Source organism: Halochromatium sp., assembly GCF_054919635.1.
This window is the reverse complement of the sequence record NZ_JBUDPI010000315.1, coordinates 1-4,392: the sequence shown is the minus strand read 5'-3', so window position 1 is coordinate 4,392 and position 4,392 is coordinate 1. Positions and strand designations below refer to the sequence as shown.

General features: G+C 63.9%; 3 protein-coding genes. All 3 read left to right on the top strand.

Features of this window, described 5'->3' with window-relative positions; genetic code table 11:
* Positions 1-1,993, top strand: a 1,993-nt coding sequence (locus tag ACY693_RS15665; RefSeq protein WP_462322746.1) for a UPF0182 family protein, incomplete at its 5' end; no start/stop codon positions are given.
* Between the two features lie 170 nt (positions 1,994-2,163).
* Entirely contained in the window at positions 2,164-3,438 is a 1,275-nt protein-coding gene (locus tag ACY693_RS15660) for an efflux RND transporter periplasmic adaptor subunit (protein WP_462322745.1), read from the top strand.
* 41 nt (positions 3,439-3,479) lie between these two features.
* Positions 3,480-4,392, top strand: a 913-nt coding sequence (locus tag ACY693_RS15655) for an efflux RND transporter permease subunit (protein WP_462322747.1), incomplete at its 3' end; no start/stop codon positions are given.

Here is a 4,392-nt window from a genome sequence, read left to right as displayed (position 1 = left end):
TGAGGAGATGACGGTGACTCTGCCGCTCATCGTGGCCGCAGCGGTGCTGCTGCTGATCGCGGGCGCGCTGCTGCTGGCTCTGGTCAACACCGGAAAAGGGATTGGTCTGCTCGCCGTCACAACGCTGCTGTTGCTCGCGGTGCTCGGACTGCGGCATACGCCCTTTCTCACCGATGCAGTGGGACGGTACGTGGTCGAGCCCGCCGAGATGACGCGCGAAGCGCCCTTCATTGACAACAACATCGAGGCGACCCTGGCCGGCTATCGCTTGCAAGATGTCGAGACGCGCGATTATCAGATCCATGAAGAGGGCTGGGACAAGATCACGCCAAACATCCGGTTGAGCCTGCGCAGCATCCCGATCTGGGACGAGCACAAGCTCCTCTCAGTCTATCGCGAGCTGCAGGAGATCCGTCCTTACTACGCGTTCGACCGGGTGAACGTCGGTCGCTATAAGATCAAGGATGTCTATCAGCAGGTCTTCCTCGCGGCGCGTCAGATCGACCTCGAGAAGCTGAGCGAGGCTCGCCAAACCTGGGTCAACCTCTGGCTTCGGTACACCCATGGCTATGGCGTTGTGATGAACCCGGCCGCACAGGCGGCGGACGAGCCGCTCGAGTGGCTGATCCAGGGTATACCGCCGAGCTCTGTTGAGGGCCTGTCCATCGATGAGCCGGCGATCTATTACGGCGCTGGCAATCTGCATCCGGTGATCGCGCCGAATGCAAGCCACGAGCTCGATTACGCCTCGCGCGACGAGGTCAAGCTCACCGACTACGACGGCACCGGTGGAGTGCCGGTCAGTAGCGCCTTCCGCAAGCTGGTCTTCTCGCTCTATTTCGGCGAGCGCAATATCCTCTACACCACGCAGATGACTGACGACAGCCGGCTGCTGTTCCGACGCAACATCCGTGACCGGATCAAGACCCTGACACCGGATCTGATCCTGGGGCCGAATCCTTACCTGGCCATCGCCAATGGGCGGCTGTATTGGATACAGGACGCCATGACTAGCTCTAAATGGTATCCGTATTCCAAGCCCTATGCCGGACATGTCAAGCATTTCGAGCGTCCGTTCAATTACATCCGCGACTCGGTGAAGGTGGTCGTGGATGCCTATAACGGCAGTGTCGACTACTATCTCGCTGATCCGAAGGACCCGATCGCCGCCGCCCACGCGCGCATCTATCCGGGGCTCTTCAAACCATTCGATGAGATGCCAGAGGCACTCAAGAAGCATGTGCGGTATCCGAAGAGTCTATTCGACGTACAAATGGATATCTATACGCGCTATCACCAGACCGACCCCGAGACCTTCTATAACCAGGAGGACGCTTGGGCTCTGCCACCCAGTCAATGGCGTGACGACGTCCAACGGATGCGCTCCTATTACCTCACGTTGAATCTGATCGATGAGGATCGCTTCGACTTCAGCCTGTTTGTGCCGATGACGCCATTGGGCCAACCGAGCATGCGCGCGCTTGCGGTTGCCGGCAATGATGGCGACAGCTACGGTCGGATCATCGTCTATAACTTCCCGAAGGGAACACTGGTCTACGGTCCTGAGCAGGTGAACGCCTTTATCACGCAGGACCCGCGCATCTCCCAGGAGCTGACCCTGTGGAGCCAGCAAGGCACGCAGGCGACCCTCGGACGACTGATCGTGGTCCCGGTCGAGGGCGTCGTGACCTATATCCAAGGCATCTTCCTGCGGATGCTGGAGGAGTCCCCCTTACCTCAGCTGGCACAGATCATCGTCAGCCAGGGTCCGCTGGTGGTTATGGCCTCATCGCTGGACGAGGGTTTTCAATTGCTGCACAAGCTGATCAAAGAGACGCAGCAAGGTGAGCCTGTGGAGAAGCTGCCTCCAAGGGAGGAGACTCCCAAGGCGACCGAGAAGGGCGACCAAGGGACGACCGAGGAGGCCGAGAACGTGACCCCAGAAGAGACCCTAGAAGAGACTGGCAACCCGGATGGCGTCGAGGTGTCATGATCGGCCATCCTGGATGGATCGCTGATCGGATGCAGATGCCACAGCCGTTGTGCGGTTGCGCGATGGTGAGCGGTCGCGGCGGCGCTGCCGGGGTTGACGATGCTGCCGGGGTTGACGATTGGCAGCCAACCGGCTGATCTTGAGCGTCTCGCATTCTTTAGGACCATGCCTTGTTGCTCCCCCAAGCCGGCACACGCACCCTTGCTGCCATCGCGCTGATGATCCTGCTGCCGCTACCGGTGCCGCTGGCCTTCGGAGAAGCGGCGCCGGTTGCGGTCACGGAATCGCGCGAGCAGCCCATCATTCGTGAGGAGGGGGTCACCGGTACCCTGACCTCGCTGCATGCAGCGAATCTATCAACGCAGGTCGCTGGCTTGGTGACGACGCTGTCGGTGGATGCCGGTGATCGGGTGGAGCCCGGCGACCTGCTGGTCGAGCTGGATGCCGAGCTCGCCGAGCATGGGCTGGCGGCGGCCAACGCCGAGGCCGAGCGCGCCGGCGCGGAATTGGCCGAAGCCCGACGCCTTCTGCGCGAGGGCCAACGCCTGGTCAAGGACAACAGTATTGCCGAGAGCGAGCTGGAAGCGCGCGCGGCAGCCGCCGAGATCGCCGCTGCCGAGCAGGCGATTGCGGCGGCGGAGCTCCTCCATCAGCAGGCACGAGTCGCGCGTCACCGCATCGAGGCACCGTTTGCGGGTGTCATCAGCCGGCGTCATGCCGATCTCGGCGAATGGGTATCGCCGGGGACGACCGTCATGGAGCTCGTCGCGACTGAGGATCTGCGCTTCGATTTTCGGGTGCCGCAAGAGCTGTATCCACTAGTGGCAGCCGACACCCGGGTCGAGCTGCGACTGACGGCCTTGCCGGACACTGCCTTTGCCGGCGAGATCCAGGCCATCGTGCCGGTCAATGATCCCACCGCCCGCACCTTCCTGCTGCGCGTGCTGCCGGCCGATGGGGCCACCCATCCGGCGATGACGCCGGGCATGTCGGTGCAGGGGACGCTGTATCTCGACAGCGGCCGCACCAACGTGACCGTCCCCCGCGACGCCCTGCTGCGCCATCCCGATGGGCGCGTGAGCCTCTGGGTGCTGGAGCGCTCCGGCGAAGCGACTCAGGTCCAAGAACGCCAGGTCACCCTCGGGCTGATGTTCGGCGATCGAGTCGAGATCCGCGATGGCCTGGCGGCCGGGGTGCCGGTGGTGGTCGAGGGCAATGAGGCCCTGGAGCCGGGGCAGGCCGTGCGCGTGCTGGATAAGGATTCGCAACACGGACCGAACGCGGATCGGGATGAGGCCCCCGACAACGGGCAAGCTCGCGGGCCAGGCGCGGGACGGAGGCAGAGCCAGGATGCGGGACGAGATGCCGAACGGGTTGTGGGGACGGATGACGCACGGGACCCCGATTTGGACAGCGAGCGGGACCACCGGCCAGACCTCGCCTGAGGCGCGCGATGTTTGACGCACTCATCCGCCGCGGCGTGCTGATGACGGTGATCGTGCTGATCGTCGGCGTGCTCGGCGCGGCCGCGGCATTGCGCATTCCGGTGCAGATGATCCCGGATCTCGAGGTACGGACGGTCACGGTGCGCACCGCCTGGCCCGGCGCGACGCCGCAGGATGTCGAGAAGGAGATCCTGATCGAGCAGGAGGAATACCTGCGCACCATCCCGAACCTGCGCCGCTTCATCGCCCGCGCGTCGACCGGCTCGGCCGAGATCGAGATGGAATTCCCGTTCGGCGTCGATATCACCGAGACCCTGATCAAGGTCAACAACGCGCTGAATCAGGTGCCGTCCTATCCGGCCAATGTCGACGAGCCGCGCATCTACGCGACCTCGTTCTCCGAGAACTCCTTCATGTACTTCCGGATCGCGCCGCTGCCCGGCAACCCGCGCGGTCTGGACATGCCGATGATGCGCGACTTCATCGAGGACCGCGTGCGCACCCGGCTCTCGGGCGTCGCCGATGTGTCGCAGATCGAGGTCCGCGGCGGCGCCGAGGGCAGTTCGCCTACCGAAAGACCGGCGCTCGTTCGTGCTCCCGGCGCCGAGCGCCAGGTGCGCATCCTGCTCGACCCGGAGCGCCTGGCCCAGCGCGATCTGGGCGTGGTCGATGTGCGCGAGGCGATCCGCGCACGCAATCAGGACATCTCCGCTGGTGAGCTGGACAGTGGCAAGCGCCGCTATCTGCTGCGCACCGTCGGGCGCTTCGACGATGTCGAGGAGATCGAGACGCTGATCATCGCGCGGCGCGGCGACAGCGTGATCCGGCTGCAGGACGTCGGCCGGGTGGTGCTCGATCACTTCGAGCTGAGCAATCTATCGCGGGTCAACACTCAGCCGGTGATCAGCCTGGCAGTGCGCCGGGTGACCGGCTCCAATGTCATTGCCATCAAGC